This is a genomic window from Pantoea sp. Z09, from assembly GCF_022394795.1.
In the GTDB taxonomy this organism is placed as follows: domain Bacteria; phylum Pseudomonadota; class Gammaproteobacteria; order Enterobacterales; family Enterobacteriaceae; genus Pantoea; species Pantoea latae.
Map to the genome: position 1 here is coordinate 2,769,032 of NZ_CP092373.1, position 13,416 is coordinate 2,782,447.

Genomic DNA, 13,416 nt, shown 5'->3' on the forward strand with positions numbered 1-13,416 from the left:
TACTGCGCGGCTTAATTTTTTGGCTGCCCTATCGGGGCCAGCAGCCGGCCCGCCACTATCCGTATTGAAGGGGAACCTTTTGCAAGGCAAAGCACTCCAAGAGTTCGTTATTGATAAGATTGATGATCTTAAAGGTCAGGATATCGTTGCGCTCGACGTTCAGGGCAAATCCAGCATCACCGACTGCATGATCATCTGTACCGGCACCTCCACGCGTCACGTCTCGTCGATCGCCGACCACGTGGTGCAGGAGTCGCGCGCCGCAGGCCTGAAGCCGCTCGGCGTGGACGGTAAAAGCGCCGCTGACTGGGTGGTGGTCGATCTGGGCGACGTCATCGTCCATGTGATGCAGGAAGAGAGCCGCCAGCTTTACGAGCTGGAAAAACTCTGGAGCTGATGCGTGAAACTGCAGCTTGTTGCCGTAGGCACCAAAATGCCCGACTGGGTGCAGACCGGCTTCACTGAATATCTGCGTCGTTTTCCCAAAGATATGCCGCTGGAGCTGGTCGAAGTCCCGGCGGGAAAACGCGGGAAAAACGCCGATATCAAGCGCATCCTCGAAAAAGAGGGCGAGGCGATGCTGGCCGCAACCGGCAAAGGCAATCGCATCGTCACGCTGGATATTCCCGGCCAGCCGTGGGAAACGCCCCAGCTTGCGCAGCAGCTGGAGCGCTGGAAGCAGGATGGCCGCGATGTCAGCCTGCTGATTGGCGGTCCGGAAGGGCTCTCGCCCGCCTGCAAAGCCGCCGCCGAGCAGAGCTGGTCGCTGTCGGCGTTGACGCTGCCTCATCCGCTGGTGCGCGTGCTGGTCGCCGAAAGCCTCTATCGCGCCTGGAGCATCACCGCCAATCATCCTTATCATCGTGAATAACCGGTAAGGCCACCCCCGACATTTTAAGTAGCGGATGAAATTACAAAGCAACGCCTTTCGCGATTACAGCGCCGAGCAGAAACTCTTTGTCCGTCGGGCATTAATTGCTTTCTTCGGAATTCTGGTGCTTTCCAGCGTACTGGTGGTCAATCTTTACCACCTGCAAATCCTGCGCTTTGAAGATTACAGTACCCGCTCCAACGAAAACCGCATCAAGCTGGTGCCGGTGGCGCCGAGCCGCGGCATTATCTACGACCGCAACGGCACCGCGCTGGCGCTTAACCGCACCATCTATCAGGCGGAGCTGGTGCCGGAGAAGGTCGACAACCTCAAGCAAACGCTCGAGGATCTGCGCCCGGTGCTCGACATTACCGACGAGGATCTCGACGCCTTCGACAAAGAGCGTAAACGCTCGCGTCGCTTTACCTCGATTCCGGTCAAAATTGGCCTTAACGACGTGCAGGTGGCGCGCTTCGCCGTCAATCAGTACCGCTTTCCCGGCGTTGAGGTCAAAGGCTATCAGCGCCGCTACTACCCCTACGGCCCTACCCTGACGCACGTCGTCGGCTACGTCTCTAAAATCAACGACCGCGACGTGGCGCGCCTCGACAAAGAGGGCAAATGGCCCAACTACGCCGCGACGCACGATATCGGCAAGCTGGGCATCGAGAGCTACTACGAAGATGTGCTGCACGGCATCACCGGCTATGAAGAGGTCGAGGTCAACAACCGCGGCCGCGTGATCCGCCAGCTGCACGAGCAGTCGCCGCAGGCCGGACGCGATATCTGGCTGACCATCGATCTCAAGCTGCAGCAATATATCGAAACCCTGCTGACCGGCAGCCGCGCCGCGGTGGTGGTGAGCGATCCGCGCACCGGGGAAATCCTGGCGATGGTCTCCACACCCAGTTACGATCCGAATCTTTTTGTCGACGGCATTTCAGGTAAAGATTACCGGGCGCTGCTGAGCGACGAAAACCGTCCGCTCTACAACCGCGCCATTCAGGCCTCCTATCCGCCCGCGTCGACGGTGAAGCCCTATGTCGCGGTTTCTGCGCTGAGCGCAGGCGTAATAAACCGTAACACCAGCCTGTTCGATCCCGGCTGGTGGCAGCTGCCTGGCTCGGAAAAGCGCTACCGCGACTGGAAAAAATGGGGCCACGGCCGTCTTAACGTCACCAAATCGCTGGAGGAGTCGGCGGACACCTTCTTCTATCAGGTGGCCTATGACATGGGCATTGATCGCCTGTCGGAGTGGATGAACAAATTTGGCTATGGCCATCGCACCGGCATCGATCTGCCGCAGGAGAGCGCCGGCAACATGCCGACGCGCGACTGGAAAATGAAGCGCTTTAAAAAGCCGTGGTATCAGGGCGACACCATCCCGGTCGGTATCGGCCAGGGCTACTGGACCGCAACGCCGCTGCAAATGAACAAGGCGATGATGATCCTGATTAACGACGGCGTGGTGAAAGTGCCGCACCTGCTGCGCGCCACGCGCGAAGGCCGCACCATGGTGCCGTGGCGCCAGCCGCCGGGCGAGCCGATCGGTGACGTGCACTCCGGCTACTGGGAGATCGCCAAAGACGGCATGTACGGCGTGGCGAACCGCGCTAACGGCACCGCTCATAAAAGCTTTGCCGACGCGCCCTATAAAATTGCCGCCAAGTCGGGCACCGCGCAGGTCTTCGGCCTGAAAGAGAACGAGACCTACAACGCGCACAAAATTGCCGAGCGGCTGCGCGACCATAAACTGATGACCGCCTTCGCGCCCTACGACAAACCGCGCGTCGCCGTCACCATGATTCTGGAAAACGGCGGCGCGGGCCCGGCAGTCGGCACGGTAATGAGACAGATCCTCGACCACATTATGCTGGGCGATAACAATACGGCTCTGCCGGATGCGGCCCCTGTGCCGCCTGGCTATGAAGGTGAATAACGATGTCGATGAACGATAGCCCGCAGAAACGATCGATCTGGACGCGTATCCATATCGATCCGCTGTTTATGCTGGTGATCCTGGCGCTGCTCGCCTACAGCGCCATCGTGATCTGGAGCGCCAGCGGACAAGATCCCGGCATGATGGAGCGTAAAATCGGCCAGATCGCCATGGGTCTGGTGATGATGCTGGTGCTGGCGCAGGTGCCGCCGCGCGTCTACGAAGGTTGGGCGCCCTATCTCTATATTATCTGCGTCATCTTGCTGATCGCGGTGGACGCCTTCGGCCATATCAGTAAAGGGGCGCAGCGCTGGCTCGACCTCGGCGTGGTGCGCTTTCAGCCCTCGGAGATCGCCAAAATCGCCGTGCCGCTGATGGTGGCGCGCTTTATCAACCGCGACGTCTGTCCGCCGACCTTAAAGAATACCGGCATCGCGCTGATCCTGATCTTTATGCCGACGCTGCTGGTGGCGGCGCAGCCCGACCTCGGCACCGCGATCCTGATCGCCGCGTCGGGGCTGTTCGTGCTGTTTCTCTCCGGCATGAGCTGGAAGCTGATCGGCGTGGCGGTGCTGCTGGTGGCGGCGTTTATTCCGGTGCTCTGGTTCTTCCTGATGCACGACTACCAGCGCGATCGCGTGATGATGCTGCTCGACCCGGAAAGCGATCCGCTCGGCGCGGGCTACCATATTATTCAGTCTAAAATCGCCATCGGCTCCGGCGGACTGCGCGGTAAAGGCTGGCTGCACGGCACCCAGTCGCAGCTGGAGTTTTTGCCGGAGCGCCACACCGACTTTATCTTCGCCGTGCTGGCCGAAGAGCTGGGTCTGGTGGGCGTGCTGATCCTGCTGGTGCTCTATCTGCTGCTGATCTTGCGCGGTCTGGTGATCGCCGCGCGCGCCCAGACCACCTTTGGCCGCGTGATGGCGGGCGGATTAATGCTGATTTTGTTTGTCTATGTTTTCGTTAATATTGGCATGGTAAGTGGTATCTTACCGGTGGTTGGCGTTCCGCTGCCGCTGGTGAGTTATGGCGGCTCGGCGCTGATCGTGCTTATGGCGGGATTCGGCATCGTGATGTCGATCCACACCCACAGAAAAATGTTATCTAAAAGCGTCTAAGAGGCTGCACATGCGTAAGGAATGGCCTGCCGTTGCTCTGGCACTACTGGTTTTGACCGCCTGTACCACCACACCGGAAACGCAAAACAGCGCGCCACCGCAGCCGGCCTATAACGGCCCGGTGGTGGAAATTCCGGGCGTCGAGCCGAAATATGAGCCGATTAATCCCGCCACCAGCCAGGATTACAGCGCCAACGGCAAATCTTATCGCATCGTTAAAGATCCCTCGAACTTCAGCGAAGTGGGATTAGCCACCTGGTATGGCGACGAAGCGCAGGGCAAGCGCACCGCCACGGGCGAGAGCTACGATCCCGACGCGCTGAGCGCGGCGCATCCGACGCTGCCGCTGCCGAGCTACGTGCGCGTCACCAACCTGGCGAACGGTCGTCAGATTGTGGTGCGCGTCAACGATCGCGGCCCCTATATGCCGGGACGCATTATCGACCTGTCGCGTGCGGCGGGCGATCGCCTCAACATCTCTAACAACACCCGCGTGCGCGTCGATTACATTCAGGTGGCGCCGGACGGCTCGCTCTCGGGTCCCGGCACCATCGGCACCACGGTGGCGAAGCAGAGCTACGCCCTGCCCGCACGGCCCGATCTCGGCGGCAACGGCGTGATGAACGGCGCCAGCGAACCGGCTGCCGCGCCGGTGCCGGCGCAGGATATCCGCGCCGTGGACAACAGCACGCTGCAGAGCAACGGCAATCTGGGCGCGCCGGTCAGCAGCAGTGGCTTCCTTGGCGCGCCGCAGCCGCTGGCGAACGGCGTGCTGGAGGGCAGCGAGCCTGAGCCGCAGACGGCTGCCGCGCCCGTGATTGCCGCCCCTGCGGCGGCCGCGCCTGCCGCCAGCCGCCCGGTTGCCGCCTCTGCCGGCGCCTGGGTAGTACAGGTTGGCGCCATCAACGACGCGGCGCGTGCGCAGCAGCTGGCGAAAAGCCTCGGGCAGAAATATGGCGTGCCTGGCTCGGTCGAGAACGCTGGCAACAACGTCTATCGCATTCAGCTCGGCGGCTTTAGCAGCCGCGCCGACGCCGCTGCGCTGCAGCAGCGCCTGAGTGCAAACGGCCAGGCGGCGTTTATCACCAGCGCGCGCCGGTAACGCGACGGGACCTCTCTGTTAACAAGCGAAGGCAGAAGCAAGATGCCTGTAAAAAGGGCATTTGCTATGATGAGTCACTTTTTTTAACCCTAACTTCACGGATGTTGTAGTCCATAACATGAACCAGCTGAAATCTTCTCGTTTCCTGAAACGCCTGACAGTGGGATCACTGATCGCTTTCTCGCTCAGCCATGTAGCGCTTGCTGATGACGTCAACCTCAAAACCATGATCCCGGGCGTGCCGGATATCGATGCGGAAGCCTATGTTCTGATCGATTACAACTCAGGCAAAGTGCTGGCCGAAAAGAACGCGGATGCGCGCCGCGATCCCGCCAGCCTGACCAAAATGATGACCAGCTACGTGATTGGCCAGGCGGTCAAAGCGGGCAAGATCCATCAGGAAGACGTTGTCACCGTCGGTAAAGACGCCTGGGCGACCGGCAACCCGGTGTTCAAAGGCTCTTCGCTGATGTTCCTGAAGCCTGGCGACCGCGTGCCGGTGTCGCAGCTGACGCGCGGCATCGTGCTGCAGTCGGGCAACGACGCCTGCGTGGCGATGGCGGACTACGTCGCCGGCAGCCAGGACGCCTTTGTCGGCCTGATGAACAACTACGTCAAGGCGCTGGGCCTGCAGAACACCCACTTCCAGACGGTGCACGGCCTGGATGCGGACGGCCAGTACAGCTCGGCGCGCGACATGGCGCTGATCGGTCAGGCGCTGATCCGCGACGTGCCGGACGAATATTCGGTCTATAAAGAGAAAGAGTTTACCTTTAACAACATCCGCCAGACCAACCGTAACGGTCTGCTGTGGGATACCAGCCTTAACGTCGACGGCATTAAAACCGGCCATACCGAAGCGGCGGGCTATAACATCGTCTCCTCCGCCACCGAAGGCCAGATGCGTCTGATCTCGGCGGTGCTGGGCGGCCGCACCTTCAAAGGCCGCGAAGTCGAGAGCAAAAAGCTGCTCACCTGGGGCTTCCGCTTCTTTGAAACCGTGGCGCCGCTGAAGGCGGGCAAAGAGTTCGCCTCTGAGCCGGTCTGGTTCGGCAACAGCGATCGCGTGCAGCTCGGCGTAGAGAAAGACGCCTATCTCACCATTCCGCGCGGCCGCATGAAAGATCTGAAAGCGAGCTACGTACTGAACAACAGCGAACTGCACGCCCCGCTGCAGAAAAATCAGGTGGTGGGCAGCATCAACTTCCAGCTCGACGGTAAAACCGTGGAGCAGCGCCCGCTGGTGGTGCTGAATGAAGTACAGGAAGGCGGATTCTTCAGCCGTATCATCGATTACATCAAACTGATGTTCCATCACTGGTTCGGCTAACCGACCTGGCGGTTGAAAAATCGCCACGCCGTCACCATAACTACGCTATGATAATGCTCCCGCTTCGGCGGGAGCCTGTTTTTTATGCACCGGAGTCAATATGAAAACCAAACTGAATGAACTGCTCGAATTCCCTACCCCTTTTACCTATAAAGTGATGGGTCTGGCGCAGCCGGAGCTGGTTGATCAAGTGGTTGAAGTGGTGCAACGCCATGCGCCAGGCGACTATTCGCCCGACGTGAAGCCAAGCAGCAAAGGCAACTACCACTCGGTGTCGATCACCATTAACGCCACGCACATTGAGCAGGTGGAAACCCTGTACGAAGAGCTGGGCAATATCGATATCGTGCGCATGGTGCTGTAAGTGCCGGCGTCGGCAAAGGGTCTTGGTCTTGCCCTTTGCCGACGTTATACTCAGCCTTTCCCCTTAACCGGACCGCCGTTTTGTCAGCAGATACGCTTCTAATCCGTCAGCTTGGCCAGCGCGACTGGCAACCCGTCTCCGATGCCATGCATCAGTTCACCGATCGCCGTCACAGCGACAGCCGCGACGAAGTCTGGCTGGTGGAGCATCACGCCGTTTTTACCCAGGGTCAGGCCGGCAAGGCCGAGCATCTGCTGATGCCGGGCGATATTCCGGTGGTGCAGAGCGATCGCGGCGGCCAGGTCACCTATCACGGGCCGGGTCAGCAGGTGATGTACGTGCTGATTGACGTTAAGCGCCGCAAGATCGGCGTGCGCCAGCTGGTGACGGCGCTGGAAGAGACGGTGATCGCTACGCTGGCGCACTTTGGCGTCGAGGCGCGCGCGCGACCCGACGCGCCTGGCGTCTATGTCGGCGAGGAGAAGATCTGCTCGCTCGGCCTGCGCATCCGCAAAGGCTGCTCATTCCACGGCCTGGCGCTCAACGTCGCGATGGATTTAACCCCCTTTTTGCGCATCAATCCCTGCGGCTACGCCGGCATGCGCATGACGCAGCTGAGCGCGTTTCAGCCCGGCGTCAGCCTGGCCGACGTGCAGCCGCTGCTGGTCGCCGCCTTTGCGCGCCTGCTGGGCTTCGCCGAAGTAGAGTGGCTGGCGGCAGAAAACGCGCCGCTGCCTTAACCGCGCATGCGAATTTACAAAATTGTAACTTTCCCCGCCGCCGGATGGCTGCTTCTGCCTGGCGGAACTGATATAATTTTTGAAATTTTATCAAAAAAAGTTGAAAGCTTTACCGCTGGCCTGAAGGCGAAAGCTCTCATCACGCAATCCGACCGGAACCTGCAGACTTATGAGTAAACCAATTCAGATGGAACGCGGCGTCAAATATCGTGACGCAGATAAAATGGCGCTGATCCCGGTGAAAACCGTGGTGACCGAACGCCAGGAACTGTTACGCAAGCCCGAATGGATGAAAATCAAGCTGCCTGCGGATTCCAGCCGAATCCAGGGCATCAAGGCGGCGATGCGTAAAAACGGCCTGCACTCGGTGTGCGAAGAGGCCTCCTGCCCTAACCTGGCGGAATGCTTTAACCACGGCACCGCGACCTTTATGATCCTCGGCGCCATCTGCACCCGCCGCTGTCCGTTCTGCGACGTGGCGCACGGCCGTCCTAACGCGCCGGACGCCGGCGAGCCGCTGAAGCTGGCGCAAACCATCGCCGATATGGCGCTGCGCTATGTGGTGATCACCTCGGTGGACCGCGACGACCTGCGAGACGGCGGCGCGCAGCACTTCGCCGACTGCATCACGGCTATCCGCGAAAAGAGCCCGTCGATTAAAATCGAAACCCTGGTGCCCGACTTCCGCGGCCGTATGGATCGCGCGCTGGAGATCCTCACCGCCACGCCGCCGGACGTCTTCAACCACAACCTTGAGAACGTGCCGCGCGTTTATCGTCAGGTGCGCCCGGGCGCCAACTACGACTGGTCGCTGAAGCTGCTGGAGCGCTTTAAAGAGGCGCATCCCGATATCCCGACCAAATCGGGTCTGATGGTCGGCCTCGGCGAAACCAACGCGGAAATTGTCGAGGTGATGCGCGATCTGCGCCGTCACGGCGTCACCATGCTGACGCTGGGCCAGTATCTGCAGCCGAGCCGTCACCACCTGCCGGTTCAGCGCTATGTCAGCCCGGCCGAGTTTGATGAGATGAAAGAAGAAGCAATGGCGATGGGCTTTACCCATGCCGCCTGCGGTCCCTTTGTTCGCTCCTCCTACCACGCCGATATGCAGGCGAAAGGGCTGGAAGTGAAGTAAGCCGCTGCGCATCATTCAGGCAATAAAAAACCAGACGCAAAGGTCTGGTTTTTTTATGTCCGTGAGAAATAAATCGTTACATTTACTCTCGCGCGCACGCGCATTATTCTTTATGAGTCACGCGCTCTGCCGGAACATCTTCAGCTGTTGTTTTGGCTGCGGTGGGTTCTTCATCTTTCATGGCTTTTTTGAAGCCTTTGATTGCGGAGCCCAGATCGCCACCCAGTGAACGTAACTTGTTGGTGCCAAAAAGCAGTACGATAAGCGCACCGATGATCAGCAGTTTGGCAATACTGATACCTTCCATACTTTACCTTTCAACCTAAGCGAAAAATGAACAGCGCTATTTACGCGCAGATCGGCGCCAACCTCAACTTGATTCTGTAACAGAGTAAGATCGTTTACGCCTCGTTAAATAAAACGGCTAAGAAAGGCCTGGGTGCGCGGATGTTGCGGATCCGCAATCACCTGCTCGGGCGGCCCCTGCTCTACCACCACACCGCCGTCCATAAACACCACCCGGTCAGCCGCCTCTCTGGCGAAGCCGATCTCATGGGTCACCACAATCATGGTCAGCCCCTGATCCGCCAGCGTGCGCATGGTGGCCAGCACTTCGCCTACCAGTTCAGGGTCAAGCGCCGAGGTCGGCTCGTCGAACAGCATCAGCGTCGGCTTAATCGCCAGCGCGCGAGCGATGGCCACGCGCTGCTGCTGGCCGCCGGAGAGATGACGCGGCCAGGCGTCCGCTTTGTCGCTTAAGCCCACCGTCGCCAGCAGCGCGCGCGCATAGGCGATCGCTTCGTGACGCGGGAATTTATGCACGCCAATCGGCGCCTCGACAATGTTCTGCAGCACCGTCATATGGGGGTAGAGATTGAACTGCTGGAACACCATGCCGATCTTCTGTCGCTGATGCGCGATTTTGCGCGGCGAGAGCCGATGCAGGATGCCCTTTTTCAGCTCATAGCCAATCTGCTGATCGCCCACCATTATCGAGCCGCCGTTCATATCCTCGAGATGGTTGATGCAGCGCAGAAAGGTCGATTTACCCGAGCCGGACGGGCCGAGGATCACCACTACTTCGCCGGGAAAAACGTCGAGATCGATCCCTTTCAACACTTCATTGTGGCCGTAACTTTTATGCACGTTACGCGCGCTCACCAGCGGTGCGACAGCACTCATAGATCCTCCTTCTGCATCAGGCGTGCGCCAGAGAGCGGCGCGGCAGGCCGGGATTTCGCCACGTCGACCGTGCGGCGCGTGCCGCGCGCATAGTAGCGTTCAATCGCCGACTGGCCGACGTTGAGGATCGAGGTGATCAACAGATACCAGATCACCGCCACCATCAGCATCGGAATGATTTCGAACGTGCGGTTATAGACCGCCTGCACCGAATAGAGCAGATCGCCCATCGCAATGACGCTGACCAGCGAGGTCGCCTTGATCATGCTGATCAGCTGGTTGCCGCTGGGCGGAATAATGGCGCGCATCGCCTGAGGAATGATGATGCGTCGCAGCGCGCGGCTGCGGCTCATGCCGAACGCCTGTGTAGTTTCGACCTGGCCGTTATCCACTGAGAGCAGGCCGGCGCGAATAATCTCCGCCATATAGGCCGCTTCGTTCAGCGCCAGCCCGGCGATCGCCGCCGTCAGCGGCGTGATCAGATCGTTGGTGTTCCAGCTGGCCCAGGTGAGCGAGGTCCAGGGCAGCGTCAGCGACAGCGTGGGAAACAGCGTCGACAGGTTGTACCAAAAGATAAGCTGCACCAGCAGCGGCGTGCCGCGGAAAAACCAGATATAGAGGCTGGCGATGCCGCTCAGCAGTCGATTTTCCGACAGGCGCCACACCGCCATCAGCAGTCCCAGCAGGGTGCCAAGGATCATCGACACCAGGGTTAGGCCGAGCGTGATCTCTAGCCCCTTCAGCACTGAGGCCTCGGTAAACCACTGCAGCACCACCTTCCATTCGAAGTTGGGATTGGTGGCGACCAGCCAGAGAAAATTCGAGGCGACGATCAGCACCACAACCCAGGAGACCCAGCGTCCCCAGGCGGGCGCACTGCGGGCGTAGGCCACGTCGCGCTGCTGCACGTCGGCCCTGTCCGTGGCTCGTGTATCGTGGTTAGCTGAACTCATTTAGCTGCCCCCTTCGCCAGATTCAAACCCGGCGCGTCGATCATATTGCCGTCCAGCTTCCACTTTTTCATGATGGCGGCGTAGGTACCGTTTTGGTAAAGCGCCTTATAGCCATCCAGCACCACCTGGCCCAGCGGCGATCCTTTCGGCACCACCGTGCCCTGGAAAATATCGCCGAAGCCGTTTTTCTGCCCCTTGCCCGCCAGCTCAAGCTGGCCACTCGCCTGCTCGATAAAGTATGTCAGCGGCGCCTGCGAGGAGAAGAAGGCGTCCGAGCGCTTTGAGCGCACCGCCAGAATCGAGGAGGGCTGATCGGTAAAGGATTGCACCACCACCGCAGGCTTGCCCGCCGCCACGCAGGCGTCCGACTGCTTGCGGATCACCTGCTCCGCCGAGCCCGCCGCCATCACCGCGATACGTTTGCCGCAGGTATCCTCCAGCCCGTTGATTTTTTGCGGGTTGCCTTTCTGCACGCCAAACACCACAAACTCCTGCACAAAGTCGACGAAATCCACCTTCTGCTGGCGGTCCGGGTAGTCGCCTATCGGGCCGATAGCCAGCTGGTAGCGGTCGGAGTTAATGCCGGAGAGCACGCCCGACAGGCCGCTGACCGTGGCATGCTCGATGCTGACGCCCAGCAGCTGGCCCAGCGCCGTGGTGAGATCGGCAGAGGCGCCATCCATCGCGTGCGGGCCGTTGACAATCTCATAGGGCGGAAAGGATCCGTTGTTCACGGAGATCATCTTGCCCGACTTTTTGATGGCGTCGGGCAGGCGATCGTGGAGCGCCTGATCGACTTTTTGCGTCGGAATCGCGTCGGCGGCATGGGCCAGCGAGGCGCTCAGGCCAAGCGCCAGCAGGATGGCGGTTGCACTCTTTTTCACGGTTTGTCTCCCAGGCGTGCCTATTCTGTTTTTAGTTCCGGACGGGCGAAGCGGCGATTTTCCAGCACCGGCAGCACGCTGCGCGCGTACGCGATGCGCTGCGGGTCAAGGTCGGCAAAGACCAGCGCGGCCGATTCCGGCGCTTTGGCGATGGCGACGCCGAGCGGATCGATCACCAGGCTATTGCCGATATTGCGCGGACCGCACTCCCCTACCGCCACCATATAGCAGGTGTTCTCCAGCGCGCGCGCCGTGGTCAGCAGCTCCCAGTGCATCTCTTTCAGCGGTCCTTTTACCCAGGCGGCGGGCAGCACCAGTACCTCGGCGCCGTCCAGCACCAGACGCCGCGCCAGCTCCGGGAAGCGCACGTCATAGCAGGTCATCAGGCCGACCTGCATTCCGGCGACCTCCACCAGCGGCGGGATCGCATTGCCAGGATTGACGCGCTGCGACTCCTGCATCGCGAAGGCATCGTAGAGGTGCAGCTTCTCATAGGCGGCGATAATCTCGCCGTTGCGCAGCGCCACCAGCACGTTCAGCGCCTTGTCGCCGTCGGCTGGCACATGCACGCTCATCATGGTGGTGAGCGCACTGCCCTGGCTCTGCGCCAGCAGCTGCGTCAGAAAGGGGCCGTCCAGCGGCTGGGCCGCCTTCAGCACCAGATCCGGATCGGCGATATCGCGCGCCAGTACGCCTTCCGGCAGCACCAGCAGATCGGCGCCGCCCGCCTCGGCGCGCGCCATCAGGTCGAGGCAGATAGCCGCGTTTTCCTGCCATTCGCGGCTGACCGCGAATTGTCCCATCGCTACTTTCATTACAGTTCCCCTTTGCTCGCCGCCGGGAAGATCGCTTCCGGCGTCAGGTGCGTTTTTGTCAGACCCTGCTGGTAAAGCTCACCGGCAAAATCGGCAATCATCTTCTTGTTAACCTCAAAGCCGTTTTGATTCCAGCTGGCGGGCAATTCCTGCGCGGTGCGTCGCAAATCGTCCAGCAGCCAGGGCGTGGTGTCGGCGTACTTCTCCCGCTTCTGCATCCAGAGCTGCCAGGAGCGGTCGATAAGCGCACTGAGCGCCTGCGGCAGCCAGGGATGCGCCTCGGCCAGCGCTGGTTTCAGCGCCAGAATATGGATGCCCGGCACATAGCCGACGCGGTTGAAGTAGTCGCGCTCCGCCTGCCAGAAATCGGCCTGAAGCTGGCGCAGCCCTGAGCCCGGCAGGAAGAAACCCTCCGGCATAAAGGGGGTGAAAACCGCATCCAGCTCCCCTGCTTTCAGCAGCTCCAGCAGCGGGCGCTCGCCCGGTGCGGCCTCAATATGCCCCGGTCGGCCAAAGCCCGCCAGGCGATCGACGACGGGATGCGCCTCCGTCAGGCGGCCGGCGAACCAGTACGCATCGTCTATCTCCACCCCCGCCTCGCGCAGCACGGTGCGCGTCCAGGTGTTGCCGGAGTCCTGCCAGCCGGTGACGCCGATGCGTTTGCCCTTGAGCTGCGCAGGGGTGGTCAGCGGACTGTCGGCGGTGGTGATAATGCAGCGCTGGCGAAAGCCGCGCATCAGAAAGTGCGGCAGCCCCAGCAGGCTGCTGTCGCCTCGGGCGCGGCCCTGCGCATAGCGGCTAAAGGAGACTTCGCCGCCGTCATAATCGGGGCTGGTCGCCAGGTTATCTACCAGCGTACCGACACGGTCGATAGCCAGTTCAAAGCCGTCTGGTTTCAGGTCGCCCAGCGCCAGCGGCGTAAAGTAGTCCCAGTCACGCACCGCCAGTCTGACGAGTAGTTTGCTCATGATTGCCCCATA

15 protein-coding genes are annotated in these 13,416 nt (G+C 60.6%); 9 read left to right on the forward strand and 6 right to left on the reverse strand.

The genetic code is table 11. The features are described 5' to 3' along the window. Positions 1-79: 79 nt before the first annotated feature. The 9 genes from rsfS (at position 80) to lipA (ending at position 8,602) form a co-directional block, all read left to right on the forward strand. A complete protein-coding gene (rsfS, locus tag MC269_RS13270) occupies positions 80-397 on the forward strand; it encodes a ribosome silencing factor (RefSeq protein WP_081139402.1) in 318 nt (105 codons plus the stop codon). A gap of 3 nt (positions 398-400) precedes the next feature. Continuing rightward, complete coding sequence (gene rlmH, locus MC269_RS13275; protein WP_081139401.1) at positions 401-871, forward strand: 23S rRNA (pseudouridine(1915)-N(3))-methyltransferase RlmH; 471 nt, start codon at positions 401-403, stop codon at positions 869-871. Positions 872-905: 34 nt separating this feature from the next. Further along, positions 906-2,810 (forward strand): peptidoglycan DD-transpeptidase MrdA, encoded by a 1,905-nt coding sequence (gene mrdA / locus MC269_RS13280; protein ID WP_081139400.1) that lies wholly within the window; start codon positions 906-908, stop codon positions 2,808-2,810. 8 nt (positions 2,811-2,818) lie between these two features. Next, positions 2,819-3,931, forward strand: a complete 1,113-nt coding sequence (gene mrdB / locus MC269_RS13285; RefSeq protein ID WP_048783134.1) for a peptidoglycan glycosyltransferase MrdB — start codon at positions 2,819-2,821, stop codon at positions 3,929-3,931. A gap of 10 nt (positions 3,932-3,941) precedes the next feature. Further along, positions 3,942-5,033 (forward strand): endolytic peptidoglycan transglycosylase RlpA, encoded by a 1,092-nt coding sequence (gene rlpA, locus MC269_RS13290; protein ID WP_239952691.1) that lies wholly within the window; start codon positions 3,942-3,944, stop codon positions 5,031-5,033. A gap of 118 nt (positions 5,034-5,151) precedes the next feature. Then, positions 5,152-6,363, forward strand: coding sequence for a D-alanyl-D-alanine carboxypeptidase DacA (gene dacA / locus MC269_RS13295; protein ID WP_081139398.1), 1,212 nt, complete (start codon positions 5,152-5,154; stop codon positions 6,361-6,363). Positions 6,364-6,463: 100 nt separating this feature from the next. After that, positions 6,464-6,727 carry a DUF493 family protein YbeD gene (gene ybeD, locus MC269_RS13300; RefSeq protein WP_033751835.1) on the forward strand — a complete coding sequence of 88 codons (264 nt, stop codon included), beginning with the start codon at positions 6,464-6,466 and terminating at the stop codon, positions 6,725-6,727. An 80-nt stretch (positions 6,728-6,807) separates the two neighbouring features. Beyond that, a complete protein-coding gene (gene lipB, locus MC269_RS13305; RefSeq protein ID WP_081139397.1) occupies positions 6,808-7,467 on the forward strand; it encodes a lipoyl(octanoyl) transferase LipB in 660 nt (219 codons plus the stop codon). A 169-nt stretch (positions 7,468-7,636) separates the two neighbouring features. Then, on the forward strand, positions 7,637-8,602 hold the full coding sequence (lipA, locus tag MC269_RS13310; protein ID WP_081139396.1) for a lipoyl synthase: 966 nt from the start codon (positions 7,637-7,639) through the stop codon (positions 8,600-8,602). Positions 8,603-8,705: 103 nt separating this feature from the next. Here lipA and tatE read toward each other — a convergent pair whose 3' ends face one another. From tatE to MC269_RS13340, 6 genes are all read right to left on the reverse strand, one after another. Next, positions 8,706-8,909, reverse strand: coding sequence for a twin-arginine translocase subunit TatE (gene tatE / locus MC269_RS13315; protein ID WP_081139395.1), 204 nt, complete (start codon positions 8,907-8,909; stop codon positions 8,706-8,708). 104 nt (positions 8,910-9,013) lie between these two features. Further along, on the reverse strand, positions 9,014-9,784 hold the full coding sequence (locus MC269_RS13320; protein ID WP_239952692.1) for an amino acid ABC transporter ATP-binding protein: 771 nt from the start codon (positions 9,782-9,784) through the stop codon (positions 9,014-9,016). Continuing rightward, on the reverse strand, positions 9,781-10,737 hold the full coding sequence (locus tag MC269_RS13325; RefSeq protein ID WP_239952693.1) for an amino acid ABC transporter permease: 957 nt from the start codon (positions 10,735-10,737) through the stop codon (positions 9,781-9,783). Before MC269_RS13325 ends, MC269_RS13320 begins: the two co-directional genes overlap by 4 nt. Further along, positions 10,734-11,621: an ABC transporter substrate-binding protein gene (locus MC269_RS13330; RefSeq protein ID WP_239952694.1), complete on the reverse strand. Its 888-nt coding sequence runs from the start codon at positions 11,619-11,621 to the stop codon at positions 10,734-10,736. Before MC269_RS13330 ends, MC269_RS13325 begins: the two co-directional genes overlap by 4 nt. 20 nt (positions 11,622-11,641) lie before the next feature. Next, complete coding sequence (locus MC269_RS13335; protein WP_239952695.1) at positions 11,642-12,436, reverse strand: deaminated glutathione amidase; 795 nt, start codon at positions 12,434-12,436, stop codon at positions 11,642-11,644. After that, positions 12,436-13,404: a nitrate ABC transporter substrate-binding protein gene (locus MC269_RS13340; protein WP_239952696.1), complete on the reverse strand. Its 969-nt coding sequence runs from the start codon at positions 13,402-13,404 to the stop codon at positions 12,436-12,438. Before MC269_RS13340 ends, MC269_RS13335 begins: the two co-directional genes overlap by 1 nt. Between the last annotated feature and the right edge of the window lie 12 nt (positions 13,405-13,416).

Excerpts from the sequence above, each read along its gene's own strand:
- mrdA (WP_081139400.1), top strand. The coding sequence starts at position 906 with ATGAAATTACAAAGCAACGCCTTTCGCGATTACAGCGCCGAGCAGAAA.
- mrdB (WP_048783134.1), top strand. The coding sequence starts at position 2,819 with ATGAACGATAGCCCGCAGAAACGATCGATCTGGACGCGTATCCATATC.
- rlpA (WP_239952691.1), top strand. The coding sequence starts at position 3,942 with ATGCGTAAGGAATGGCCTGCCGTTGCTCTGGCACTACTGGTTTTGACC.
- dacA (WP_081139398.1), top strand. The coding sequence starts at position 5,152 with ATGAACCAGCTGAAATCTTCTCGTTTCCTGAAACGCCTGACAGTGGGA.
- ybeD (WP_033751835.1), top strand. The coding sequence starts at position 6,464 with ATGAAAACCAAACTGAATGAACTGCTCGAATTCCCTACCCCTTTTACC.
- lipA (WP_081139396.1), top strand. The coding sequence starts at position 7,637 with ATGAGTAAACCAATTCAGATGGAACGCGGCGTCAAATATCGTGACGCA.
- tatE (WP_081139395.1), bottom strand. The coding sequence starts at position 8,909 with ATGGAAGGTATCAGTATTGCCAAACTGCTGATCATCGGTGCGCTTATC.
- MC269_RS13320 (WP_239952692.1), bottom strand. The coding sequence starts at position 9,784 with ATGAGTGCTGTCGCACCGCTGGTGAGCGCGCGTAACGTGCATAAAAGT.
- MC269_RS13325 (WP_239952693.1), bottom strand. The coding sequence starts at position 10,737 with ATGAGTTCAGCTAACCACGATACACGAGCCACGGACAGGGCCGACGTG.
- MC269_RS13335 (WP_239952695.1), bottom strand. The coding sequence starts at position 12,436 with ATGAAAGTAGCGATGGGACAATTCGCGGTCAGCCGCGAATGGCAGGAA.
- MC269_RS13340 (WP_239952696.1), bottom strand. The coding sequence starts at position 13,404 with ATGAGCAAACTACTCGTCAGACTGGCGGTGCGTGACTGGGACTACTTT.